Here is a 22,712-nt window from a genome sequence, read left to right as displayed (position 1 = left end):
AGAGTGGTTTTACCGTGGTCAACGTGGCCGATAGTACCGACGTTAACGTGTGGTTTGTTACGTTGAAATTGCTCTTTCGCCATGGCGATATTCCTTACGTTATGCCTTCATCACCCGATGAAGGCATCTGTTCAAAATTAAACCGTAGTCTTATTTACTACGAGCTTCAATAACGGCCTGCGCTACGTTGTTCGGCGCATCATCGTACTTCAGGAACTCCATGGAGTAAGAAGCACGACCTTTGGTCAGAGAACGCAACTGAGTCGCGTAACCGAACATTTCAGACAGTGGTACCTCAGCATGAATCTCTACGCCAGTCGCGTTAGATTCCTGCCCTTTCAGCATACCACGACGTCTGCTCAGGTCACCGATGACATCACCAGTATTCTCTTCAGGCGTTTCAACTTCAACCTTCATGATTGGCTCAAGCAGAACCGGAGTTGCTTTCTTAAAGCCATCTTTAAAGGCGATAGATGCAGCCAGTTTAAACGCCAGTTCAGAGGAGTCAACATCATGGTATGAACCAAAGTGCAGACGAACACCCAGATCAACTACCGGATAACCCGCCAGTGGACCTGATTTCAGCTGCTCCTGGATACCTTTATCAACCGCAGGGATGTATTCAGTAGGAATTACACCACCTTTGATGTCGTTGATAAATTCGTAACCGTTCGGGTTAGAACCTGGCTCCAGTGGGTACATGTCGATAACAACATGACCATACTGACCACGACCACCAGACTGCTTCGCGTGTTTACCTTCGATATCAGTAACTTTCGCGCGAATTGCTTCACGGTATGCTACCTGCGGTTTACCAATGTTTGCTTCAACATTGAATTCACGCTTCATACGGTCAACGATGATGTCGAGGTGTAATTCACCCATACCAGCGATAATAGTCTGGTTAGATTCTTCATCAGTCCATACACGGAAAGAAGGATCTTCTTTTGCCAGACGGCCCAGAGCCAGACCCATTTTTTCCTGGTCAGCTTTGGTTTTTGGTTCAACCGCGATAGAGATTACCGGCTCAGGGAATTCCATACGCTCCAGAATAATTGGTGCGCTTGGATCACACAGAGTATCACCTGTAATAACATCTTTCAGGCCGATAGCCGCTGCGATATCACCTGCACGAACTTCGCTGATCTCTTCACGTTTGTTAGCGTGCATCTGAACGATACGGCCAAAACGCTCACGGGCAGATTTTACTGAGTTCAGTACGGTATCACCGGAGTTAACCACACCAGAGTACACGCGGAAGAACGTCAGGTTACCAACAAACGGGTCGGTAGCAATTTTAAATGCCAGCGCAGAGAACGGCTCGTTGTCATCAGCATGACGCTCAGCCGGAGTATCTTTACCGTCATCCAGCATACCTTTAATCGCAGGTACGTCGGTTGGTGAAGGCAGATATTCGATAACCGCATCCAGCATCGCCTGAACACCTTTGTTCTTAAATGCAGAACCACAGGTAACCAGGATGATTTCGTTGTTCAGAACGCGCTGACGCAGAGCCTGTTTGATCTCTTCTTCAGTCAGTTCTTCACCGCCGAGGTATTTCTCCATCAGCTCTTCAGAAGCTTCAGCAGCAGCCTCGACCATGTTCTGGCGCCATTCATCAGCCAGATCGACCATATCAGCAGGGATCTCTTCGTATTCGAAGGTCACGCCAGCGTCTGCTTCGTTCCAGTTGATCGCTTTCATTTTCACCAGGTCAACAACACCGGTGAAACCTTCTTCTGCACCGATTGCTAACTGCAATGGAACAGGGTTTGCGCCCAGACGGCTTTTAATCTGACCAACAACTTTCAGGAAGTTAGCACCCATACGGTCCATTTTGTTAACGAACGCGATGCGTGGAACTTTATATTTGTTAGCCTGGCGCCATACAGTCTCGGACTGAGGCTGAACGCCACCAACCGCACAGTAAACCATTACTGCACCATCCAGAACACGCATTGAACGCTCTACTTCGATAGTAAAGTCAACGTGTCCCGGGGTATCGATAATGTTTACACGGTGTGGTTCAAACTGTTTTGCCATACCAGACCAGAAAGCAGTCGTCGCAGCAGACGTGATGGTAATACCACGTTCCTGTTCCTGAGCCATCCAGTCCATAGTTGCTGCACCATCGTGTACTTCACCGATTTTATGGTTTACACCGGTGTAGAACAGGATACGCTCGGTAGTTGTGGTTTTACCGGCGTCGATGTGTGCACTGATACCGATATTACGGTAGCGGGCAATGGGGGTTGTACGAGCCATTTGATTCCTCTGAATTCCGGACGTTCTATGTAAGTAAACCACGGCGGGTTAGCTACAAGAGCGTCCGCCGGGTTAACAACTACACCGTGGTAATTACCAGCGGTAGTGAGCGAACGCCTTGTTGGCTTCGGCCATACGGTGAACGTCTTCACGTTTCTTCACTGCAGTACCTTTGTTTTCTGCAGCGTCAGAAAGTTCGTTCGCCAGGCGCAAAGCCATAGATTTATCACCGCGTTTACGAGCAGCTTCTACGATCCAGCGCATTGCCAGTGCATTACGACGAACCGGACGGACTTCAACTGGTACCTGATAAGTAGAACCACCGACACGGCGGGATTTAACTTCTACTGTAGGACGCACGTTTTCGAGCGCAATGTCGAAAGCATCCAGTTCAGTTTTACCAGAGCGCTGAGCCAGGGTCTCAAGCGCAGTGTATACGATAGCTTCTGCAGTAGATTTTTTACCATCTACCATCAGAATATTTACAAATTTGGCCAGCAACTCAGATCCGAACTTAGGATCTGGCAGGATTTTACGTTGACCAATCACACGACGACGTGGCATGGAAATTCTCCGTTGATAATTCAGGATTGTCCAAAACTCTACGAGTTTATTCTGACATTTATATTAAAACGTTTGGCCTTACTTAACGGAGTCCATTAAGCCTTAGGCTTCTTCACACCGTATTTAGAACGAGCCTGTTTACGGTCTTTAACACCTGAACAGTCAAGTGCGCCGCGAACGGTGTGGTAACGCACACCTGGCAAGTCTTTAACACGACCGCCACGGATCAGGATCACGGAGTGTTCCTGCAGGTTATGGCCTTCACCACCGATGTACGAAGTTACTTCGAAACCGTTGGTCAGGCGAACACGACATACTTTACGTAATGCGGAGTTCGGTTTTTTAGGAGTGGTAGTATATACACGAGTACAAACACCACGTTTTTGCGGGCATGCTTCCAGCGCAGGCACGTTGCTTTTTGCAACTTTGCGTACGCGTGGTTTGCGAACCAGCTGGTTAACTGTTGCCATTAAATAGCTCCTGGATTTAGCTTTAGCTTCGTAAACACGTAATAAATCGCCTCGCATTTCTACGAGGACGCAGAATTTTAGGGCCCCGTCCAAAAGGTGTCAAGAAATAACCAATACTTCTGTGCTACCAGGTGAACTGTTGCGGGTGCCGGAGGGTTAAATTAACAAACCCGGTGTAGTCTGTTAGCTGCACGCTGGCTGAGGTTTTTTCGCCCAGCCCGCGGGCTGTAATATCTTCCTGCAACACATAAAGTGTTGCCGGCGACTGTAATAATGCAGTAAGGCACTGACTTCCTTCGATAGCTGCCAGCACACCATCCTGTAATAACAGCAGGTCATCACCGGGTGAAAGTAATGCTATCAGCCCCTGTAAATCACACTGCCAGGGAGAGCGCATGAGTGTATGTAGCATCTGCTGTTTATTTCTCAGAATGTGACAATTTTATCAAAATCCGTAAGACGACGACGTAATTCGCAGGTATCCAGCACTTCAGCAGGCAATACCCAGTCGCTGTCATCAGGAATTCCACGGCAGACCAGTGACTCTCTGCACAGGTAGTACTGTTCGATGTCATACAATGGCAGTACACCGAAGGTCGCAATATAATTACGCGACAGAATCTGTTCTGGCTGCTGTTCGGGCAATAGTTGCAGAACACCGTCGCCGATAAAAAACAGAGCGCACTGGTCATTAAGGGCTGCTGTCGCCAGCAGCGCATCCAGCCCTTCCCTGCCGGCACTGCTGCCATGGGGAGCGGACATAAATACAAAGGCAACTTTATTCATCAGAATTGTACCAGCCGATCACAGGTCAGGGCCGCTTCAGCAAAAGCACCCAGCCCGCTCAGAGTAAAACCGGGCTGTAAATTGTCTGCGGGTAATTGCAGGCGCGCCGATTCAGACGCATCAGCCACACCACGCCTGAGCGCTGCAGCCACACAGATATGCAGGCCAATACCATGCTGCAGATGCAGATGCTGCCATTCCCGCACCATATCAGTTTCATCACTGGCAGGCGAAACCAGCCGATTGGCATTCAGTACCCCTTCACGGTAAAAAAACACGCTCTCAAGTTGCTGGCCCGCCTGCAGTAATGCTCTGGCAAACAATAAGGCACTGGATGACTGCTGTGTCCCGTAGGGGGCACCGGTCACCAGCAGTGAGTAACGCATCAGCGTTCACCTCCGTGAAAATCACCGTTTTTAAACTGGCGGATGTACAGGTAAACAGTGTGTTTGGAAATTTCTAACCGGTCAGCCACCTGGTTAATCGCATCTTTAATGTCAAAGATACCTTTTTCATACAGATTCAGTACTATCTGGCGATTTTTTGCATTATTGGAAACATTGCGATCATTGGTCACTTCTTCAATGGTAAATTCCATCGTCTGGGCCACCAGATCATCTACTGAACTTGCAAAGTTAACACTCGAGTCTACCTGATGCAGTTCCGGAGGCATAAAGGTCGACATGATCTGTGAAAAAGGCACATCCAGATTCATATTGATACATAACAGCCCGATCACCCGCTGACTATGATTACGGATAGCAATAGTGACTGATTTCATCAGTACACCACTTTTGGCACGGGTAAAGTAAGCACGGGAGACATTACTTTTTTCACCCTGCAGATCATGCAACATTCTCAGGGCAAGATCCGTGATAGGTGAGCCGACCTGTCTGCCGGTATGTTCACCGTTGGCAATCCGGATTGCCGAACATTTCAGATTATCCAGCGAGTGCAGCACTATCTCACAATGAGAACCAATCAGCATGGCCAGCCCGTCAACAACCGATTCATATGATTTCAGAATGTCATAGTCTGCCGGTTCAAACGGATACCGTTCCGGGAGTTCGTAATCAGCGATATCGCCGGGATTAAAAGGATTAGACATTACAGATATTACCCCAGGTAGCTGGAGCCTGTCATAAGCACAGCCGGGCAGACTCAAAAACTATAAATAATTGAAATATCAGTCTGGCAAATGTCGATCACTTAAGCCAGCCCTTTTAGCGCGGCGGGGTAAAGAACCGCCGCAGAGGTACGGCGGTGTAAAACAATTACTGCGCCGGGGTGGCAGCAGCTGCCGGCGCTTTTGCCGCATTATCCGCTTTAGGTGCTGGTTTAATATCCAGCAACTCAACTTCAAAGACTAAGGTTGAATTTGGCGGAATACCAGGCACACCGTTCTGACCGTAAGCCAGATCTGGCGGGATGACCAGCTCAATTTTACCGCCTTTCTTCACGTGTTTGAGACCTTCAGTCCAGCCCGGGATAACACCGTCCAGACGGAAAGATAATGGCTCACCACGTTTGTAAGAGTTATCAAACTCGGTACCGTTAATCAGGGTACCTTTGTAGTTAACCACAACCGTATCGCTATCAACTGGCGCGTTACCGGTGCCCTCTTTTTCTACTTTATACAGCAGCCCGCTGGCGGTTTTTTTCACGCCGGCTTGTTTTGCGAATTTGGCAGCAAAAGCATCACCTTTTTCGGCATTCTCTTTGGCATCTTTTTCCATTTTCGCCTGAGCGGCCGCTTTCACATGACCTTCGAAGGTCTTCAGGGTCTGTTCGATTTCAGCATCAGACAGTTTGCTCTTACCGGCAAAGGCATCCTGAACACCTGCGATCAGGAATTTTTTGTCCAGCTTGATACCAAGCTTCTCTTGTTCCTTCAGAGAATTGTCCATGTAGCGACCTAAGGAAGCACCCAGCGCATAAGCAGACTGCTGCGTCTGATCTTTAAATGCAGCATTTGCAGGTGCCTGCTCAGTGGTTTTGGCTGACGTGTCAGCAGCCATAACCACAGGTGCATTCAGCGCAACGGCTAAAGTGGTCGCTAACAATGAGACTTTAAACAATGATTTCATCCATATCTCCCAACCGAAGTATCAGACCCCGGTGATTATTGTGTTTTCATTACCCACACTATAACGGTATATCACGGTGTAACACACCATCATCACGATCATTCTCTGTTAACCTCCGACCTTTTTTGCGTCAGGAAGTTTCAAAGGATATTGGGCTGAAAAGAGAATTTTCAAGGTCACCGCATACTGAGAGACAAAAATCAGCCAGATCCTGACAGCAGTGCTCGAATAATCGCAGCAGATAACGCATCATGGCGCAGAAACGAAATAATGAGGAAATATAATGCAAGCGTCCGAATGGGAAAAACGTCTGGAAGCGCTTGAAAGCAAGATTGCTTTTCAGGAACAGACCATCGAAGAGCTGAACCAGATTGTCGTCAGACATGAACTTGAGATGGGAAAAATACGGGAGCAGTTCCGCATGCTGGTTGATAAAGTAAAAACAGCCGCGCCTTCATTGCTGGCCCCGCAGTCAGAAGAGACACCACCGCCTCATTACTGACCAGAGCAGACAGCCACCGGACGGTGGCTGTCTGTATTAGCAGGGATTAGTGGTGGCAGCCACAGCCGCCGGTACCGCATCCTTCCTGACCGTGGTCATGGTCGTGATCATGCCCGTGATCGTGCCCGTTCTCACCGTGAACGTGCCCATGGGCCAGCTCTTCTGCGGTCGCTTCGCGGATAGCCATCACTTCCACATTGAAGCTCAGGTTCTGGCCTGCCAGCATATGGTTACCGTCAACAACCACAAAATCATCACCGACTTCGGTAATTTCTACCGGTACCGGACCCTGATCAGTTTCTGCCAGGAAACGCATACCCGGCTGCAGTTCATCAACACCGACAAAAACATCTTTCGGTACACGCTGCACCAGATTGTCATCAAACTGGCCGTAGGCATCATCCGCAGCAATATTCACATCAAATTTATCGCCAGGCTCATGATTTTCCAGTGCTTTTTCCAGACCAGAAATCAGGGAACCATGACCGTGCAGATATTCCAGCGGCGCATTTGCCGGTGATTCATCAACTAATACGCCATCTTCTGTACGTACCTGATACGCCAGACTTACTACCAGGTCTTTTGCTACTTTCATGATATCTCCTAACCGTTGAGAGCTTAATTCCCGTCTCATTGGTTTATTCTTGCCTGCAATAACACCAACCAGAAAGGTCCTGACCGGAAAAAAATCGGGTTAATTTCCTCTCCGGTCTTAATGGCGCTGATTGTAGCGAAATTCAATCCCACTGTAAGTTTCAGTGTGAAAAAAAACAAAAAACCGCATTATTCAGGGGTAAATACGCCAATAATCTGCTCATGCTGACGAATATTACCGGCAATCGCTTTTTCGGCTTCCCGCATCTGATGACCACATTTCACACATTCGACAACATCAATACTGTTTTCCTGCCACATGGCAAGAGTGTCTTTTTGCTGACAATGGGGGCAAACAGCACCGGCAATAAAACGTTTACGCATTTCAGCTCCAGCTTGCTATGTTTATCGGAAAGTAATCACATCACGGTGGTTAGCCGGGTTCATCCCAGCCATCAAACTGTTGTTTTTCTTTCTGCATTTCCCGATTAAAAATATCTTCCAGTTCACGACGGGCTTCACGCACACGGGAAATCTGCCCGTTATCCTCATGGTTCGGCATCAGCTCACGCAGCATCCGCATATCCAGACGGCGGAAGTGTAACTGGGCACGCATCGCCTGATGCGGATGCATTCCAAGCGTAATCAGTGTCTTACGTCCGAGTTCCAGTGCACTGGAAAAGGTTTCACGACTGAACTGCGTCACTCCGGCCTGCAGCAGTTCATGGGCTTCGACACGTCCGCGGGCACGGGCAAGAATTTTCAGATGCGGGAAATGATGCTGACATAACTGTACAATCGTCATTGCATCTTCGGGATCATTACAGGTCACCACAATAGACTGTGCCCCTTCAGCTCCGGCAGCCCGTAATAATTCAAGTTCGGTCGCATCGCCGTAATAGACTTTATAGCCATATTTTCGCATCAGACTGACCGCACTGATGTCCCGCTCCAGTACCGTAATACGGGTATTATTCGCCATCAGCAACCGGCCAATAACCTGACCAAAACGGCCAAACCCGACCACAATCACCTGAGGCTGATCATCTTCGACATAATGTTTTTCATTATTTTCATCACCGGATTTATTGAAGCGACGGACCAGTATTTTATCCACCCCTTGCATCAGCAACGGGGTCGTCATCATGGATAATGTGACCGTGACCAGCAACAATGGCAACTGTTCTCCTGAGAACAAGTGTGCCGATGCCGCGCCAGAGAATAAAACAAAAGCAAATTCCCCGCCCTGACTTAACACACCGGAAAACTGTAACCGTTCTGAACTGCGTAAACCGTAAATACGGGCCAGAGAATAGAGGACCAGTGTTTTAACGGCGACCAGCACCAGTACTGCGACCAGAATTTCAATAATATGGGTGTACAGCACCCCCAGGTTCAGGGCCATACCGACAGAAATAAAGAATAACCCCAGTAATAGCCCTTTAAACGGCTCAATCGCCACCTCAAGCTCATGACGGTATTCACTTTCTGCCAGTAATACCCCGGCAATAAAGGTCCCCAGCGCCATTGACAGCCCCAGTGCATCCATAAATACGGCTGATCCAATAACCAGTAATAATGCGGCAGCCGTAAACACTTCCCGGACGCCGGAGGCCGCAATAAAACGGAAAATAGGTTTCAGCAAAAAGCGCCCGCCAATCAACATGCCGGCAAACGCCAGCACTTTCATACCGACTTTTATCCAGTCGGTAGGGTGGTGGCCATCACTGCCTGCCAGTAAAGGTATCAGTGCCAGGGCGGGGATAACCGCCAAATCCTGAAACAATAATACTGAGAAACCAAGCTGTCCGGATTCACTGCGATTCATCCCTTTATCGCGCATTAACTGAAGCGCCATCGCGGTCGAGGACATCGCCAGACCAATCCCCCCGATCAGGGCCGCCTGCCATGAGAAGTCAGTCAGCCACAGTAACCCTCCGAGGATAACAGCAGAGAAAATAACCTGAGCAGCACCTACACCAAATATTGAACGACGCAGCTCCCAGAGTTTGCCAGGGTTCAGCTCCAGCCCGATGATAAACATCAGGAAAACAACGCCAAGTTCAGAAAAGTGCAGAATCTCGTCGACATCACTGATCAGCCCGATACCCCAGGGGCCGATAGCAATCCCGGCCAGCAGATACCCCAGAACCGCGCCAATACCAATCCGTGCAGCAATCGGTACCGCAACCACTGCTGCACCCAAATAAATAACACCTGCGGTTAACAGGCCCGGACCTTCCATCAAATAACCCCCTGAGGTAACGGCTGAGACAACCAGTCATGATAAGCACTGGCATAGGTTTGCATTGCCTTTGCCGTCTGACGTCTGGCGCAGTAAATCACCATTGGTGTGAGCCAGTGCATGCGACAGGTTTGTGCGGTCAGTTCAAAAGGACGCATGATTTCGGTCATCGGATAACGGTTAAGCCCGTGCTGATGATAGGCCGTTTCAGGCTCTCCGGTAGTGACGACACTGCGCCAGTACTTTCCGGCAAGTGCATGCTCCCCACTGCCGGTGGCGAAGCCCCGCGACAATACCCGGTCAAACCACTCCTTCAGTAACGCAGGACAGCTGTAGGTATATAACGGGTGCTGAAAAACGATAATGTCATGTTCACGTAATAGCTGTTGTTCGTAATGAATGTCGATGAAAAAATCAGGATAAAATGCATACAGATCATGCACAGTCACGTTTTCCTGCCGCTTTGCGGTCTCCAGTAAGACCCTGTTTGCCACCGACTCCTGTGATTCCGGATGAGCATAAAGCAGCAGGATTTTAGGCTGTGTTGACATTGTTCTCCTCCAAATCATCGTCACGGATAACTATTTCAGCTACCATGCAGCACATTACGAAATATTCTGTTTAATCGCTGGTTCATTTTAGCTGATAATTTAACATATTCTGACGATACGGCGCTTATGATTGTCTTCTCTTCGCTACAAATTCGACGCGGTACCCGGGTACTGCTGGAAAACGCTTCCGCCACCATTAACCCCGGACAGAAGGTCGGTCTGGTCGGGAAAAATGGTTGCGGGAAGTCCACCCTGCTGTCTCTGCTGAAAGGTGAAATTAACAGTGATGCCGGTCATGTTAATTTTCCTGGTAACTGGTCGCTGGCCTGGGTAAATCAGGAAACGCCGGCGCTGGATCAGGCAGCTATCGAATACGTAATTGACGGAGACAGAGAGTTTCGCCAGCTGGAAAATGCTCTGGCGCAAGCAAATGCAGAAAATGACGGTAATAAGATTGCGTTACTGCACGGAAAACTGGATGCCATTCAGTCCTGGACCATACAGTCACGGGCTGCCAGCCTGCTACACGGTTTAGGATTCAGTCAGCAGCAATTACAGTCTCCGGTAAAAGATTTTTCAGGTGGCTGGAGAATGCGCCTGAACCTGGCCCAGGCCCTGATTTGCCGATCAGATTTGTTATTGCTTGACGAACCGACCAACCACCTGGATCTTGATGCTGTTATCTGGCTGGAGCGCTGGCTGAAAAGTTATACCGGCACACTGATACTGATTTCACATGACCGTGACTTTCTCGACCCGACCGTTAACAAGATTCTGCATATTGAGCAGGAAGATTTGGTCGAATACACGGGTAATTACAGTGATTTCGAACGTCAGCGGGCAACAAAACTCGCCCAGCAGCAGGCACTTTACCAAAGCCAGCAAGCCCGGGTAGAGCACTTACAGCACTATATCGATCGTTTCAGAGCCAAAGCCACCAAAGCAAGACAGGCCCAGAGCCGGATCAAAATGCTGGAGAAAATGGAACTGATTGCCCCGGCACATGTGGATAACCCCTTCAGTTTCAGTTTTTTGCCGCCGGAAAGCCTGCCAAATCCATTACTCAAAATGGAGAAAGTAACGGCCGGTTATGGCGAAAAAGTGATTCTGAATTCGATAAAACTTAACCTGGTTCCCGGTTCACGTATTGGCTTACTTGGCCGTAACGGCGCAGGAAAATCTACGTTAATCAAATTACTGGCTGGCGATCTGGCACCGCAGCAAGGTGAAGTAACGCTGGCTAAAGGTATTAAGCTGGGTTATTTCGCCCAGCATCAACTGGAATATTTACGGGCAGATGAATCGCCATTACAACACCTGCAACGCCAGGCACCGCGGGTGCTGGAACAGCAACTGAGGGACTACCTCGGGGGCTTTGGTTTCCAGGGCGACAAAGTCAAAGAGGCTACAGGGCGATTCTCCGGCGGCGAAAAAGCACGGCTGGTACTGGCACTAGTGGTCTGGGAACGTCCGAACTTACTGCTGCTGGATGAACCGACCAACCACCTTGACCTGGATATGCGTCAGGCGCTGACCGAAGCGCTGATGGATTACGAAGGAGCATTAGTCGTGGTGTCCCATGACAGGCACCTGATTCGTGCCACCACCGATGACCTGTATCTGGTTGACGCGGGTAATGTCGATGTATTTGATGGTGACCTGGATGATTATCAGCAGTGGCTGACAAATCAGCAAAAAAACAGTACACCACCTGAAGAGGTAAAATCCGCGTCAGGTAACAGTGCTCAGGCCCGTAAGGACCAGAAAAGGCGCGAAGCAGAGCTGCGTATCCAAACCCAGCCACTGCGTAAAAAGACAGAACAGCTGGAAAAACGCATGACGGTCCTGCAAACCACACTCAGCGAAAATGAACAGTTACTCAGCCAGCCGGGAATTTACGAGCAGGAGAGAAAAACTGAGTTAACTGCCGCCCTGAAAATACAGGCAGAAAGCCAGTCAGAGCTGGAAGAGTGCGAAATGGAATGGCTGGAATTGCAGGAACAACTGGAAACAATAAGCTCCGCAGCATCCTGAGGCCGGGCAGGCCCCGGGGGTCTGCAGGACACAGCCTGCGACGTCGGATCCGTGCGCCCGCAGAGAAATTACCAACAATTACATGACAGACCGACTCTGATTTATTTAAAATCCATCGGTCATCATGACCTGTGTGGAGTCTCCGGCGGTTATTCCCTGGTTCGGCGGTATTACAGCCAGATAAGGATCACACAGGATGCGGTAAGCAGCCCCATGCAGATATTAAATATTTTCCAGGCGCGGGGGCTTTTCAGCCAGCGTCCGATAAACGAACCAAAGCTAAGCCAGATAATACCGGCCACAATATTCACCAGGAACATTGCAAAGCTGATCGCCAGCACCGATGAATGATACTGAGCACCTGCAAGACTAAAACTGGCTACCGCGCCCAGTGACATCAGCCAGGCTTTAGGGTTAATTAACTGCAGTATCCCTCCCTGCCAGAAAGGCATGGCTTTCCCGGGAACCGACAGATTACTGATATCCAGCTCTTCATAAGGCGCACTGGCAATTTTCCAGGAAAGCCAGAGTAAGTACAGGCTGCCCGCAATTTTCAGCAATAAATGAATAGCAGGATAGACCAGAATAAGACCGCCAATACCGAAGGCAACCATAAGCAGCATAATCTGCATGCCCAGCATAATGCCAAGCATTAACGGAAATGAGCGAATAAAACCAAAGTTGGCACCGGATGCAGTAAGTAACATATTATTAGGGCCGGGTGTTATTGCTGCAACCCAAAGAAAACCCAGTAGCGAGAGAAATAATCCCATTTCCATGCGTGACACCATTCCTGTCTCAGGATTAAATTAACCTTTGAAACTATACAGTGAGTTATGGATCAGACAAGACCCGATGGTATGAAAATTTGTCGTAATACAGGTGAGGAATTTACCCCAATTCCTCAGCTGAAAAACCCTCATATCCAGACCCTTCTGCCAAGGATCCTGCGCCGGATTGTGCGGATTAAGCCTTACTGGCAGCGGCTTGAACTACCTGACGGTGATTTTGTCGATCTGGCATGGAGTGAAAATCCGCAACATGCACAACATAAGTCACGTGCTGTTATTTTTCACGGACTCGAAGGTAGTATCAACAGCCCTTATGCTCACGGGCTGCTGTCAGCATTTAAGAAACGGGGCTGGCTGGGGGTGGTGATGCACTTCCGGGGCTGCAGCGGTGAGTCGAACCGGAAAAAACAAAACTATCACTCCGGGGATTTTGCTGACGCCAGTTATTTCCTGCGCTGGATGCAACAAACGATGGGACCGGCACCGACTGCCGCCACCGGGTTTTCACTGGGCGGAAATATGCTGGCTTGTATGATGGGCTCCCTGGGCAGTGACTGTCTGTTGGATGCCGGCGTTATCGTGTCGGCCCCTTTAATGCTGGAGCCCTGCAGTTCTAAGCTGGAACAGGGCTTTTCGCGTTTTTATCAGTTCTATCTGCTGTCGCAGATGAAAAAAAGTGTTCGCCGGAAACTGAAAGCATATCCCGGCCTGCTGGATATCTCTCTCGAACGCCTGAATAGCATTCACCGGCTAAGGGATTTCGATGATGAAATTACGTCTAAAAACCATGGATTTACCGATGCAACCGACTATTATCGTCGTGCAAGCGGCATGCCGCTGCTTTCCGGCGTCGAAAAACCGTTACTGATTATCCATGCCCGGGATGATCCTTTTATGGTGCCTGATGTCATTCCCAATCCGGAGCATCTGTCACCGAGCATTACCTACCAGCTCTGTCAGTACGGTGGCCACGTTGGTTTCGTCAGTGGTACCCTGACCCGCCCGGTCATGTGGCTGGAGCATCGTATCCCTCAATGGCTTTCAACCTGGCTGGATAAATAATTGTGATCATTCCATGGCAGCAAATAGATCCTGATACGCTGAATAATCTGATTGAGTCTTTTGTCCTCAGAGAAGGCACAGACTATGGTGAACAGGAGCGTTCATTGTCAGAAAAAACGGCCGATATTCACCGGCAGCTCACCGCCGGGGAAATCGTCGTGGTGTGGTCGGAATTACATGAGTCAGTCACACTGATGCCAGCGCGTAATTTCGGTTAACCGCGGATTTGTCCCGTACTACGACAGATGACACCCGCGGCCAGACATGTTAACAATGCTGTCAGCCGTATTGGTTCAGGGAGCATAACGTTATGTCAGCAAGGCATCCTATCATTGCCGTTACCGGTTCCAGCGGTGCCGGAACAAGTACTACCAGCCTCGCCTTTCGTAAAATTTTCCAGCAACTGAATATCCGTGCCGCAGAAGTGGAAGGAGACAGTTTTCACCGGTATAGCCGGCCAGAGATGGATGTTGCTATCCGCAAAGCACGGGATCTGGGGAGGCATATCAGTTATTTTGGGCCCGAGGCCAATGACTTCTCTCTGCTGGAACAGACCTTTACCGAATATGCCCGCCAGGGTACCGGTCGCTCACGTAAATATTTACATACCTATGATGAAGCAGTGCCCTGGAAACAGCAGCCCGGTACCTTCACCCCCTGGCAACCTTTACCGGAGAATACGGATGTCTTGTTCTATGAAGGATTACACGGCGGTATTGTTACCGGACAACACAACGTTGCTGACAAAGTTGATTTGATGGTCGGTGTGGTACCGATCGTTAATCTGGAATGGATTCAGAAACTGGTCAGAGACACCGGCGAACGCGGCCACTCCCGTGAAGCGGTGATGGATTCGGTGGTACGGTCGATGGATGACTATATTAACTATATCACTCCGCAATTTTCCCGGACCCATATTAACTTTCAGCGGGTACCGACGGTTGATACGTCTAATCCGTTCTCAGCAAAGACCATCCCTTCACTGGATGAGAGTTTGGTGGTGATCCATTTCCGGGGGTTGGAAGAGATTAATTTCCCGTATTTACTGGCGATGATCCACGGGGCATTTATTTCACATATCAATACGCTGGTCGTGCCGGGAGGCAAGATGGGGCTGGCCATGGAGCTGATTATGACACCGCTGGTGAAACAATTGATCGAACAGCGCGCTCCCCGCTAATACGTCCGGATGCCAGACAGCATCCGGACACCATGAACTTACAGACTTATCACTTCAACACTGTGGGTAACATCAACCCCTTTACCCAGCATTAAAGCAACCGAGCAATATTTTTCAGCCGAAAGTGAAACTGCACGCTCTACCGCTGTATCGGCCAGGTTATGCCCGGTGACAATAAAGTGAAGATTAATATGGGTAAACAGACGCGGCGCTTCTTCGCGACGCTGCGATGTCAGTTTAACTTCACAGTCTGTCACATCATGACGGCCTTTCTGCAAAATAGACACCACGTCAATGGCACTACAGCTTCCGGTAGCCATCAAAACCATTTCCATCGGGCTGGGAGCTTTGTCACCGGCATTACCATCCATAAGGACCTGATGTCCCGAGGCTGATTCCCCGATAAAACTCAACCCTTCAACCCATTTTACGCGTGCCTGCATTGTTCTTACTCTCAGTTTATTAAATATCTATCAGATTACTCCTTCACAGGATAAACGGCAATCTGCGGGCAATGACCCGGGCCAGACAATACAACAGGAGACAGTTTCCTCAGGGTATGCTACAAACAGAGGGGTAGATAATTTTTACCCGATTACAACCATGGCAAAACGGTCGTCTTCACCAGAGTAAGTGTCACTGGGTCACCGCGAATGTCAGACAAAAAAGCCCTATGATTTCAAAGCCCCACAGGATCTTACCCCCTGTGTTTCCGGCACGATTACAACAGAAGGATACAAGAGAATGGTTCTTGGTAAACCACAAACAGACCCTACATTAGAATGGTTCCTGTCCCATTGTCATATTCACAAATATCCCTCCAAAAGCACCCTGATCCATCAGGGTGAAAAAGCGGAAACTCTCTATTATATAGTGAAAGGCTCCGTTGCCGTTCTGATTAAAGATGAAGAAGGAAAAGAGATGATCCTCTCTTATCTGAATCAGGGCGATTTTATTGGAGAACTGGGATTATTTGAGGAAGGCCAGGAACGTACTGCCTGGGTGCGCGCCAAAGTTGCCTGTGAGGTTGCGGAGATTTCTTACAAGAAATTCCGTCAGCTTATTCAGGTGAATCCCGAAATTCTGATGCGCTTATCATCACAGATGGCACGCCGTTTACAGGTAACGTCGGAAAAAGTCGGTAATCTGGCCTTTCTTGACGTTACCGGACGCATTGCCCAGACCCTGCTTAACCTGGCACGTCAGCCCGATGCAATGACTCATCCTGACGGAATGCAGATCAAAATTACCCGTCAGGAGATCGGCCAAATCGTCGGTTGTTCCCGCGAAACCGTCGGCCGGATCCTGAAAATGCTGGAAGATCAGAACCTGATTTCAGCCCACGGGAAAACCATCGTCGTCTACGGTACCCGTTAACGGATCATACTGTTCTCTGCACGGCAGGTGACTGCCGTGTCTTGTTTATTATTGACCTGCGGTTGTATCTGATGTGGCGCAGAATTGTTTATCACCCTGAAGTTAACTATGCCTTGCGCCAGACACTTATCCTGTGTCTTCCTGTCGCCGCCGGATGGCTGGCCGGCGATCTGCAGAAAGGTCTGCTGTTTTCTCTGGTACCGGCCTGCTGCAATATCGCCGGACTGGATACCCCGCATCGCCATTTTTTTAAGCGAATTGTTATCGGCGGTACTCTGTTTGCGCTCAGTAGTTTCTTACTACAGTGGCTGCTGCTGCGTAATGTCCCGTTACCGTTTATTGTCGGTGCGCTTCCATTATTAATCGGAGTATGCGGTGAAATAAGCCCGTTGCATGGACGTCTGCTACCGGGGTCCCTGATCGCCATGACATTTACGCTGAGCCTGGTCGGACGAATGCCCCTGTGGGGCCCCCCTTTGCTCTATGGCTGCGGTACTTTATGGTACGGACTGTTTAACTGGTACTGGTTCAGGCTGTCTAAGGATCAGCCGCTGCGTGAAACACTCAGCCTGTTATACCGCGCTCTGGCGAAATATTGCGAGGAAAAATATACTCTGCTCAGCAGCAGTGATTATGATAAATCATTACCCGCATTACTGAATTACCAGCAGAAAGTCGTCGATTTAATCACCACCGCCTATCAGCAAATCCATATGCTTTCCGCGGAAAAAAACAGCCGTGAAAAATACCTGATCCGTACCTTTATGATGGCAGAAGACCTGCAGGAGCATATTTCAGTGACTCTCAGCCAGAGTGAGGATGTCAGAGATCTGGTACAGAAAAGTCAGTCGGGAGAAATTATCAAACGCACCGCTAATCTGGTTGCCAGACAACTGCGCAAGACCGCCGATAATATCCTTTATCACCAGATTCCGGCGGACTTTTCGATGCGTGAGTCTCTGTCAGAATTACAGAATATCGTCCGCCAGTACCCTGATAACCCTGTCGGCCAGTTCTATCTGTACCATTTCAGTAAAATTGCAACAGTACTGCAAACAAGGAAACCACTCTACCGCCGTGACCTTATGGCAGACAGCCAGCGACGACTGCCCTTGCTGGCCGCATTACGCAGCTATATTTCGTTAAAGTCTGTCGCCCTGCGGACTGCCGGCCGTTTTTCGGTCATGCTGATGACGGCCAGTACTCTGGCCCTGTCTTTGAATATGCCGAAGCCCTACTGGGTATTAATGACCATTATTCTGGTCAGTCAGAACAGTTATGCTGCAACCCGGGTCCGGATTCAGCACCGTGCCCTCGGCACATTTGCCGGCCTGATGATTGCCGCCTGGTCTCTGAAAATGGCCGCGCCGGAATCGGTGATCCTGCTGACAATGTTATTGCTGACCTTGTTCAGTAATCTCTTTTCCCGTCAGTACTACGGCTGGGCAACCATTGGTTTCACCGTCACTGCAGTATACAGCCTGCAGTTACTGTCCCTTAACGGGGTGAATTTCCTGGTGCCCCGCCTGCTGGATACCCTGCTGGGGTGCCTGATTGCTTTCGCCGGCATGCTATGGCTATGGCCGCAGTGGCAAAGTGCCCTGTTACGAAAAAATGCCCTGGATGTCCTGGAGACCTATCAGCATGCCCTGCAGATCTTACTTGCTCCGCAGCACACCGCCGATGAGTTGGAAAGTATCAGAATCAAGGTAAACCAGCGGCATAATGCCCTTTTCAGTTCAATGAACCAGGCTATGCAGGAACCCGGCTTTAATACTGAATATCTGAACGAAATGCATCTGTGGGTTACCCATAGCCAGTTTATTGTCGAACATATTAATGTGCTGACGACGCTTGCCCATGAACATACTATGCTCAGCCCCGGGCTGGCCCGCAGCTACCTGGAGTCCTGTGAGATTGCATTACAACAATGTCAGCAGCGCCTGAGTTACCAGAGTGAAGATGACCGCAGCAGTGCGGTAATGGATACTCCCGACAAGGTTCCTCTGGGGCCGGTAACCATTATGGAGCGGCAGCTCGATCAGATATTAAGCCACCTGAGAGTTATGCGGACTATTTCGTCGATTGTCTGGCGACAACGTCCCCGTCACGGACAGTGGCTGATAAATAAGAAAAAGAAAGTCTGAAGCAAACCCGCCAGCGTCCGCAAGGAGGCTGGCGGTCAGTAAGTTAGCCAAATACCTTTCCGACGGCTACGGATAAACGGGCCATTCCTTCACGTATGTCCTGCTCGGTGATCACCAGTGAGGGGGCAAAACGGATAACACCGCTACCTGCCGTAAGGATCATCACACCTTCGGCCGCTGCCGCATGTAACAAATCCCGGGCCTTCGGCTGATACTGTGGCTTCAGTTCTGCTCCGATCAACAGCCCCTTGCCGCGAATCTCACTGAACAGCGAAAAATGCCGGTTAATTTTTTCCAGCTCCTCTGTAAACCACTGACGCCGTATTTCTACACCCTGTAAGACCTCAGGGGTGTTAATCGTATCGAGCGCAGTTTCTGCGATAGCGCAAGCCAGAGGGTTACCGCCATAGGTTGTCCCATGGGTACCGGGAGACATCGCTGATGCAATTTCATTTGTTGTCAGCATTGCACTCACAGGGAAACCGCCCCCCAGCGCTTTGGCCGTGGTCAGAATATCGGGGGTCACACCATAATGTTCATAGGCAAATAATTTGCCGCTGCGGCCCATACCACTCTGCACTTCGTCCATCACCAGTAACGCCTGATGCTGATCACATAAATCCCTCAGCCCTTGCATAAACTCAGGTGTTGCCGGGGTAATGCCTCCTTCTCCCTGAATAGGTTCCAGAACAACCGCACAGGTATGATCGTCAATAACGGCTTTTACTGCCCCGAGATCATTAAAAGGAACATGCACTATATCGGCAGGTTTCGGCCCGAAACCGTCCGAATATTTTGGCTGGCCACCCACTGACACAGTAAATAACGTACGGCCATGGAACCCGTGGTGAAAAGCAATAATTTTGGTTTTATAAGGGCTATGGCGTACCGATGCGTAGTAACGGGCCAGTTTAAATGCGGCTTCATTGGCTTCGGCCCCGGAGTTGGCGAAAAATACCCGTTCGGCAAACGTTGCGTCAGTCAGCTTACTGGCGAGGCGCAGTGCCGGCTCATTAGTAAACACATTACTGGTATGCCACAGGGTTTCACCTTGTGTTTTCAGGGTGTCGACCAATGCCGGGTGGCAATGGCCCAGGGCAGTTACCGCAATTCCACCGGAGAAATCGACATACTCTTTACCCTGCTGATCCCAGACCCGACTGCCTTTACCTTTGACTGGCACAAACTGAGCGGGTGCATAAACAGGCAAAATGACCTGATCAAACGTTTCCCGGTTAACTGCTATCGTCTCTTTTGCCATTGAATTGTCCGCCTGATTTATCCGTGCATGAAAATATAAATAATAAGTCAAAAAATATGCATAAAAAATCAACCAAAGGCAAATATTAACCGGCCTGTTCGACAAAATTTTTCAATAACTGAAGTCCCTGCTCACTCATAATGCTTTCAGGATGAAACTGAACGCCTTCAATGGGTAATGTTTTATGCTTTATCCCCATAATTTCATCAAACTGCCGCTCCGATTCACTCCGGGCGGTGACTTCAAAGCACTCAGGCAGTGATTCTGCTTCCGCAACTAACGAATGGTAGCGGGTCACGGTCAGAGGATTATTCAGACGTCTGAATACCCCCTTGTCATTGTGGGTAATCACTGAGGTTTTACCATGCATCGGCTGACGGGCACGTACCACCTTACCCCCGAAAGCGACAGTAATCGCCTGATGCCCAAGGCATACACCCAGAATAGGTATTTTACCGGCGAAATATCTGATGGCCTCAACCGAGACTCCGGACTGATCCGGAGTACAGGGTCCCGGAGAAATCACCAGATGGCTTAAAGGTAATGCAGCAATTTCGGGGAGAGTAATAGCGTCGTTGCGTACTACCCTGACCTCAACACCGGTCACGGAAAAATACTGGTACAGATTCCAGGTAAAGGAATCGTAGTTATCGATAAGAAGTAACATGGCTGGTATGCCCCGCCTGACTGTCAGACGCATCGTCTGGTTATCTGTACTCCGGGCAGAGACTGAACCAGTAGCAGGGTATTTATCCTCCGGACTGCTGGCCAGTGTCCACTGGCCTGTCATTGTTACGGCAATACTTTCGCAGAAAGAATAGTGACCGGTTTTACAGGAACGTTCTGATAAGGGCCGATATTGGAGGTCTGAACCCGGGCAATATTATCGGCAACATCCATCCCTTTAATCACCTTACCAAATACTGCGTAACCAAAATCACGCTGGCCGTGATCCAGAAATGCGTTATCTGCGACGTTAATAAAGAACTGGCTGGTCGCACTGTCAGGATCAGCGGTACGGGCCATGGCAATAGTACCGCGCAGATTACGCAGCCCATTATCAGCTTCATTCTTAATAGGCGCACCGACAGGTTTTTGCGTCATATCGGCAGTAAAGCCTCCGCCCTGAATCATAAAACCCGGAATGACCCGATGAAACACAGTGTTGTTATAAAAACCACTATTAACGTAGCTTACAAAATTTTTGACGCTCACCGGGGCTTTTTGATCATTAAGCGCCAGTTCAATATTACCTGCTGAAGTTGTCAGCAGTACATGAGTATCAGCCAGTACCGATGCTGAAGAAAGAGCCAGCAACGCGACGGCAGCCGCCAGAGTACGTTTCAACATAAAAACTCCCTGATTGAATAAACCACACGGAAAACGAAGCTAATTGTAGAGAGATCACAGCAGGAGAACCAGATATTTACCTGCAGACCATCTGCTGGCCGCAGGAAAAGATCATTACCGGTATAAAAATATGTGAATAAGATCATATTATTGATGAAATAAGAAAATGATGTTTCATTGATTATTTATCAGGATCACGGTTCACTCTATAATCCCATGGGATAATTCTCACCTTTCTTCTTACTAGGGTCTCTAACAATGACAAAGACCAATCTGACTGGCCTGACCTGGATCAGCTTTTTTTCCTATGCCCTGACCGGCGCATTAGTAATTGTGACCGGGATGGTCATGGATAATATTGCCCAGTACTTTAATGTTCCCGTATCAAGCATGAGTAATACTTTTACTTTTCTTAATACAGGGATTCTGGTTGCTATCTTCCTTAATGCCTGGCTGATGGAAATTATTCCGTTAAAACGCCAGTTAATCTTCGGGTTTATATTAATGCTACTGGCGATTGGCGGATTAGTCACCGGCCACAGTATCGCTATGTTCTCGGTATGCATGTTTGTACTGGGGGTGGTCAGCGGAATTACTATGTCTATCGGTACCTTCCTGATTACCCACCTTTACCAGGGTCGTCAGCGTGGTTCACGCCTGTTGTTTACTGACTCTTTCTTCAGTATGGCCGGAACCCTGTTCCCGATTATTGCAGGGGTTCTGCTGGCCAGACAACTGCCATGGTATTGGGTGTACTGCTGTATCGGTCTGATTTATGTGGCTATCTTTATTCTGACCTTAATGGTTGAATTTCCGGTGCTGACGAAAAAAAGCCACCAACAGCAGGCAGAAAGAGAGAAATGGGGCAGTGGTGTTTTCCTGCTGGCACTGGCGGCACTGTGTTATATCCTCGGTCAGCTGGGCTTTATTTCCTGGGTTCCGGAATATGCCACCAAGAATCTGGGGGTACAGATTTCTGATGCGGGACAGCTGGTCGGTAATTTCTGGACTGCCTATATGGTCGGTATGTGGGTATTCAGTGTGGTACTGCGCTTCGTTGATCTGCAAAAAATCCTCGTGGTTATCACTGCCCTGGCCACTGCACTAATGTACTGGTTTACTCATACAGAAACTGTCGCAATGCTGCATATTATCATTATGATTTTAGGTTTCTTTTCCAGTGCAATTTACACCACCATCATTACTCTGGGTTCACAGCAGACCCGCGTGTCATCACCGAAACTGGTTAACTTTATTCTGACCTGCGGGACTATCGGTACCATGCTGACATTTGTCGTGACCAGCCCGATAGTAGAACACAGCGGACCACATGCGGCACTGATGACCGCCAATGGCTTATACGGGGTGGTATTTATCCTGTGTCTGTTGCTGGGTTTTGTCAGCAAACATCGTCTGAACAATATCGCGCCGGTTAAAGAGTAATCC

General features: G+C 49.1%; 26 protein-coding genes. 8 read left to right on the top strand and 18 right to left on the bottom strand.

The annotated features are described in order from the left end of the window. The 9 genes from JK198_RS06950 to fkpA form a co-directional block, all read right to left on the bottom strand. Positions 1–83: GTP-binding protein (locus JK198_RS06950; RefSeq protein WP_249213279.1), on the bottom strand; the 83-nt coding region annotated here is incomplete at its 3' end. Positions 84–150: 67 nt separating this feature from the next. Further along, entirely contained in the window at positions 151–2,265 is a 2,115-nt protein-coding gene (gene fusA, locus JK198_RS06945; RefSeq protein ID WP_212707419.1) for an elongation factor G, read from the bottom strand. Between the two features lie 93 nt (positions 2,266–2,358). Then, positions 2,359–2,829 carry a 30S ribosomal protein S7 gene (rpsG, locus tag JK198_RS06940; protein WP_038016579.1) on the bottom strand — a complete coding sequence of 157 codons (471 nt, stop codon included), beginning with the start codon at positions 2,827–2,829 and terminating at the stop codon, positions 2,359–2,361. Between the two features lie 95 nt (positions 2,830–2,924). Beyond that, positions 2,925–3,299, bottom strand: coding sequence for a 30S ribosomal protein S12 (gene rpsL / locus JK198_RS06935; RefSeq protein WP_003852912.1), 375 nt, complete (start codon positions 3,297–3,299; stop codon positions 2,925–2,927). A 124-nt stretch (positions 3,300–3,423) separates the two neighbouring features. Next, positions 3,424–3,711, bottom strand: a complete 288-nt coding sequence (gene tusB / locus JK198_RS06930) for a sulfurtransferase complex subunit TusB (protein WP_212707418.1) — start codon at positions 3,709–3,711, stop codon at positions 3,424–3,426. A 14-nt stretch (positions 3,712–3,725) separates the two neighbouring features. After that, positions 3,726–4,091 (bottom strand): sulfurtransferase complex subunit TusC, encoded by a 366-nt coding sequence (gene tusC / locus JK198_RS06925; RefSeq protein ID WP_343877300.1) that lies wholly within the window; start codon positions 4,089–4,091, stop codon positions 3,726–3,728. Continuing rightward, positions 4,085–4,471, bottom strand: a complete 387-nt coding sequence (tusD, locus tag JK198_RS06920) for a sulfurtransferase complex subunit TusD (protein WP_212710326.1) — start codon at positions 4,469–4,471, stop codon at positions 4,085–4,087. Before tusD ends, tusC begins: the two co-directional genes overlap by 7 nt. After that, the gene (locus tag JK198_RS06915; RefSeq protein ID WP_212707415.1) at positions 4,471–5,193 is read right to left on the bottom strand and encodes a transcriptional regulator; all 723 of its coding nucleotides are present in this window, start codon (positions 5,191–5,193) and stop codon (positions 4,471–4,473) included. Before JK198_RS06915 ends, tusD begins: the two co-directional genes overlap by 1 nt. A 166-nt stretch (positions 5,194–5,359) precedes the next feature. Further along, positions 5,360–6,172, bottom strand: coding sequence for an FKBP-type peptidyl-prolyl cis-trans isomerase (gene fkpA, locus JK198_RS06910; RefSeq protein ID WP_212707414.1), 813 nt, complete (start codon positions 6,170–6,172; stop codon positions 5,360–5,362). A gap of 283 nt (positions 6,173–6,455) precedes the next feature. On the opposite strand from fkpA, the gene JK198_RS06905 reads away from it, so the two are divergent. After that, positions 6,456–6,674, top strand: coding sequence for a SlyX family protein (locus tag JK198_RS06905; RefSeq protein WP_212707413.1), 219 nt, complete (start codon positions 6,456–6,458; stop codon positions 6,672–6,674). A 46-nt stretch (positions 6,675–6,720) separates the two neighbouring features. Here JK198_RS06905 and slyD read toward each other — a convergent pair whose 3' ends face one another. From slyD to kefG, 4 genes are all read right to left on the bottom strand, one after another. Beyond that, the gene (gene slyD / locus JK198_RS06900) at positions 6,721–7,269 is read right to left on the bottom strand and encodes a peptidylprolyl isomerase (RefSeq protein ID WP_212707412.1); all 549 of its coding nucleotides are present in this window, start codon (positions 7,267–7,269) and stop codon (positions 6,721–6,723) included. A gap of 188 nt (positions 7,270–7,457) precedes the next feature. Continuing rightward, positions 7,458–7,652, bottom strand: coding sequence for a YheV family putative zinc ribbon protein (locus JK198_RS06895; protein ID WP_212707411.1), 195 nt, complete (start codon positions 7,650–7,652; stop codon positions 7,458–7,460). A gap of 49 nt (positions 7,653–7,701) precedes the next feature. Beyond that, a complete protein-coding gene (kefB, locus tag JK198_RS06890; RefSeq protein WP_212707432.1) occupies positions 7,702–9,513 on the bottom strand; it encodes a glutathione-regulated potassium-efflux system protein KefB in 1,812 nt (603 codons plus the stop codon). Next, positions 9,513–10,064 (bottom strand): glutathione-regulated potassium-efflux system ancillary protein KefG, encoded by a 552-nt coding sequence (gene kefG, locus JK198_RS06885; RefSeq protein ID WP_212707410.1) that lies wholly within the window; start codon positions 10,062–10,064, stop codon positions 9,513–9,515. The genes kefB and kefG overlap by 1 nt, the downstream gene beginning before the upstream one ends. A 126-nt stretch (positions 10,065–10,190) precedes the next feature. Between kefG and JK198_RS06880 the strand changes: the two genes are divergently transcribed. Then, positions 10,191–12,098 (top strand): ABC transporter ATP-binding protein, encoded by a 1,908-nt coding sequence (locus JK198_RS06880; protein ID WP_212710325.1) that lies wholly within the window; start codon positions 10,191–10,193, stop codon positions 12,096–12,098. 170 nt (positions 12,099–12,268) lie between these two features. On the opposite strand, the gene JK198_RS06875 is transcribed toward JK198_RS06880, so the two are convergent. After that, positions 12,269–12,877: a LysE family translocator gene (locus JK198_RS06875; RefSeq protein ID WP_212707409.1), complete on the bottom strand. Its 609-nt coding sequence runs from the start codon at positions 12,875–12,877 to the stop codon at positions 12,269–12,271. A gap of 81 nt (positions 12,878–12,958) precedes the next feature. Here JK198_RS06875 and JK198_RS06870 point away from each other — a divergent pair, with 81 nt between their 5' ends. From JK198_RS06870 to JK198_RS06860, 3 genes are all read left to right on the top strand, one after another. Further along, on the top strand, positions 12,959–13,951 hold the full coding sequence (locus JK198_RS06870) for a hydrolase (RefSeq protein WP_249213009.1): 993 nt from the start codon (positions 12,959–12,961) through the stop codon (positions 13,949–13,951). A gap of 2 nt (positions 13,952–13,953) precedes the next feature. Further along, positions 13,954–14,169: a YheU family protein gene (locus tag JK198_RS06865; RefSeq protein WP_212707407.1), complete on the top strand. Its 216-nt coding sequence runs from the start codon at positions 13,954–13,956 to the stop codon at positions 14,167–14,169. Positions 14,170–14,261: 92 nt separating this feature from the next. Then, the gene (locus JK198_RS06860; protein ID WP_212707406.1) at positions 14,262–15,131 is read left to right on the top strand and encodes a phosphoribulokinase; all 870 of its coding nucleotides are present in this window, start codon (positions 14,262–14,264) and stop codon (positions 15,129–15,131) included. Between the two features lie 38 nt (positions 15,132–15,169). Here the strand turns inward: JK198_RS06860 and JK198_RS06855 are convergent, their stop codons facing one another. Beyond that, positions 15,170–15,574: an OsmC family protein gene (locus JK198_RS06855; protein ID WP_212707405.1), complete on the bottom strand. Its 405-nt coding sequence runs from the start codon at positions 15,572–15,574 to the stop codon at positions 15,170–15,172. A gap of 301 nt (positions 15,575–15,875) precedes the next feature. Here JK198_RS06855 and crp point away from each other — a divergent pair, with 301 nt between their 5' ends. Then, positions 15,876–16,508, top strand: a complete 633-nt coding sequence (crp, locus tag JK198_RS06850; RefSeq protein WP_212707404.1) for a cAMP-activated global transcriptional regulator CRP — start codon at positions 15,876–15,878, stop codon at positions 16,506–16,508. 71 nt (positions 16,509–16,579) lie between these two features. After that, complete coding sequence (locus JK198_RS06845; protein WP_212710324.1) at positions 16,580–18,655, top strand: YccS/YhfK family putative transporter; 2,076 nt, start codon at positions 16,580–16,582, stop codon at positions 18,653–18,655. A 43-nt stretch (positions 18,656–18,698) separates the two neighbouring features. On the opposite strand, the gene JK198_RS06840 is transcribed toward JK198_RS06845, so the two are convergent. From JK198_RS06840 to ppiA, 3 genes are all read right to left on the bottom strand, one after another. Beyond that, entirely contained in the window at positions 18,699–19,916 is a 1,218-nt protein-coding gene (locus JK198_RS06840; protein ID WP_212710323.1) for an aspartate aminotransferase family protein, read from the bottom strand. A gap of 85 nt (positions 19,917–20,001) precedes the next feature. Then, entirely contained in the window at positions 20,002–20,583 is a 582-nt protein-coding gene (locus JK198_RS06835; RefSeq protein WP_212707401.1) for an aminodeoxychorismate/anthranilate synthase component II, read from the bottom strand. A gap of 125 nt (positions 20,584–20,708) precedes the next feature. Then, entirely contained in the window at positions 20,709–21,266 is a 558-nt protein-coding gene (gene ppiA / locus JK198_RS06830) for a peptidylprolyl isomerase A (protein ID WP_212707400.1), read from the bottom strand. A 258-nt stretch (positions 21,267–21,524) separates the two neighbouring features. Between ppiA and tsgA the strand changes: the two genes are divergently transcribed. After that, complete coding sequence (tsgA, locus tag JK198_RS06825; protein ID WP_212707399.1) at positions 21,525–22,709, top strand: MFS transporter TsgA; 1,185 nt, start codon at positions 21,525–21,527, stop codon at positions 22,707–22,709. The last annotated feature ends 3 nt before the right edge of the window (positions 22,710–22,712 follow it).

Source organism: Tatumella sp. JGM91 (assembly GCF_018257575.1).
Taxonomy (GTDB): Bacteria; Pseudomonadota; Gammaproteobacteria; order Enterobacterales; family Enterobacteriaceae; genus Tatumella; species Tatumella punctata.
Note: the sequence above shows the minus strand (reverse complement) of the source record. Positions and strands in the feature narration are given on the sequence as shown.

What these genes read in the sequence shown, in the direction of transcription:
- fusA (WP_212707419.1), bottom strand. Translation starts at nt 2,265, where the DNA reads ATGGCTCGTACAACCCCCATTGCCCGCTACCGTAATATCGGTATCAGT.
- rpsG (WP_038016579.1), bottom strand. Translation starts at nt 2,829, where the DNA reads ATGCCACGTCGTCGTGTGATTGGTCAACGTAAAATCCTGCCAGATCCT.
- rpsL (WP_003852912.1), bottom strand. Translation starts at nt 3,299, where the DNA reads ATGGCAACAGTTAACCAGCTGGTTCGCAAACCACGCGTACGCAAAGTT.
- tusB (WP_212707418.1), bottom strand. Translation starts at nt 3,711, where the DNA reads ATGCTACATACACTCATGCGCTCTCCCTGGCAGTGTGATTTACAGGGG.
- tusD (WP_212710326.1), bottom strand. Translation starts at nt 4,471, where the DNA reads ATGCGTTACTCACTGCTGGTGACCGGTGCCCCCTACGGGACACAGCAG.
- JK198_RS06915 (WP_212707415.1), bottom strand. Translation starts at nt 5,193, where the DNA reads ATGTCTAATCCTTTTAATCCCGGCGATATCGCTGATTACGAACTCCCG.
- fkpA (WP_212707414.1), bottom strand. Translation starts at nt 6,172, where the DNA reads ATGAAATCATTGTTTAAAGTCTCATTGTTAGCGACCACTTTAGCCGTT.
- JK198_RS06905 (WP_212707413.1), top strand. Translation starts at nt 6,456, where the DNA reads ATGCAAGCGTCCGAATGGGAAAAACGTCTGGAAGCGCTTGAAAGCAAG.
- slyD (WP_212707412.1), bottom strand. Translation starts at nt 7,269, where the DNA reads ATGAAAGTAGCAAAAGACCTGGTAGTAAGTCTGGCGTATCAGGTACGT.
- JK198_RS06895 (WP_212707411.1), bottom strand. Translation starts at nt 7,652, where the DNA reads ATGCGTAAACGTTTTATTGCCGGTGCTGTTTGCCCCCATTGTCAGCAA.
- kefB (WP_212707432.1), bottom strand. Translation starts at nt 9,513, where the DNA reads ATGGAAGGTCCGGGCCTGTTAACCGCAGGTGTTATTTATTTGGGTGCA.
- kefG (WP_212707410.1), bottom strand. Translation starts at nt 10,064, where the DNA reads ATGTCAACACAGCCTAAAATCCTGCTGCTTTATGCTCATCCGGAATCA.
- JK198_RS06880 (WP_212710325.1), top strand. Translation starts at nt 10,191, where the DNA reads ATGATTGTCTTCTCTTCGCTACAAATTCGACGCGGTACCCGGGTACTG.
- JK198_RS06875 (WP_212707409.1), bottom strand. Translation starts at nt 12,877, where the DNA reads ATGGAAATGGGATTATTTCTCTCGCTACTGGGTTTTCTTTGGGTTGCA.
- JK198_RS06870 (WP_249213009.1), top strand. Translation starts at nt 12,959, where the DNA reads ATGAAAATTTGTCGTAATACAGGTGAGGAATTTACCCCAATTCCTCAG.
- JK198_RS06860 (WP_212707406.1), top strand. Translation starts at nt 14,262, where the DNA reads ATGTCAGCAAGGCATCCTATCATTGCCGTTACCGGTTCCAGCGGTGCC.
- JK198_RS06855 (WP_212707405.1), bottom strand. Translation starts at nt 15,574, where the DNA reads ATGCAGGCACGCGTAAAATGGGTTGAAGGGTTGAGTTTTATCGGGGAA.
- crp (WP_212707404.1), top strand. Translation starts at nt 15,876, where the DNA reads ATGGTTCTTGGTAAACCACAAACAGACCCTACATTAGAATGGTTCCTG.
- JK198_RS06845 (WP_212710324.1), top strand. Translation starts at nt 16,580, where the DNA reads ATGTGGCGCAGAATTGTTTATCACCCTGAAGTTAACTATGCCTTGCGC.
- JK198_RS06840 (WP_212710323.1), bottom strand. Translation starts at nt 19,916, where the DNA reads ATGGCAAAAGAGACGATAGCAGTTAACCGGGAAACGTTTGATCAGGTC.
- JK198_RS06835 (WP_212707401.1), bottom strand. Translation starts at nt 20,583, where the DNA reads ATGTTACTTCTTATCGATAACTACGATTCCTTTACCTGGAATCTGTAC.
- ppiA (WP_212707400.1), bottom strand. Translation starts at nt 21,266, where the DNA reads ATGTTGAAACGTACTCTGGCGGCTGCCGTCGCGTTGCTGGCTCTTTCT.
- tsgA (WP_212707399.1), top strand. Translation starts at nt 21,525, where the DNA reads ATGACAAAGACCAATCTGACTGGCCTGACCTGGATCAGCTTTTTTTCC.